Here is a 566-nt window from a genome sequence, read left to right as displayed (position 1 = left end):
CGCCGCGCGGTGAAGGCGGGCATCGACAGCCTCAAGCCGATGCCCAAAACCGCGACGGGAGAAGGCCTTTTCACCGCCCTGCACGCGATCAGCGCCACCGCGGTCGCCGGCGGCGATACCCCGCCACCGGCCCGCATCGTCCTGCTCTCCGACGGCGGCGAGAACAAACCCTCCAATCCCAGCGATCCGCACGACGGCGTTCACCGCGGCCCGAGCCGCCAAGGCCGAGGGCGTGCAGATCTCGACGATCTCGTTCGGTACCCCGTACGGCACCGTCGACTACGAGGGCGCCACCACCCTCGGGGAGCTCCAGAAGAGCTATAACGCCATCGAGAACGAGATCGGGTACCGGACCGTGCCCGGGCCGGGTAGCTCCGGCTGGCTGCGCCTCGGCGTGCTGACCGCCCTGATCGCTACGGCACTGGCGCTGCTGATCAACCGGCGCCTGCCCAGCTGAGGACTCAGGCGGGCAGCCTGCGGTTCAGCAGCAGACCGGCCAGGACGGCGCAGGCCATGGCGAAGGCGCCGAGCAGCATCCAGGCCAGGCTCGCGTCGCCCTTCACGGT

The 566-nt window shown here is 70.3% G+C and carries 1 pseudogene; it reads left to right on the top strand.

Annotation, left to right across the window (positions count from 1 at the left end):
* Positions 1–457 (top strand): annotated as a pseudogene (locus A5652_RS09535) (hypothetical protein); the annotation flags it as partial.
* Positions 458–566 lie beyond the last annotated feature (109 nt).

The organism is Mycobacterium sp. 1165178.9 (genome assembly GCF_001673555.1).
Lineage (GTDB): Bacteria > Actinomycetota > Actinomycetes > Mycobacteriales > Mycobacteriaceae > Mycobacterium.
Note: the sequence above shows the minus strand (reverse complement) of the source record. Positions and strands in the feature narration are given on the sequence as shown.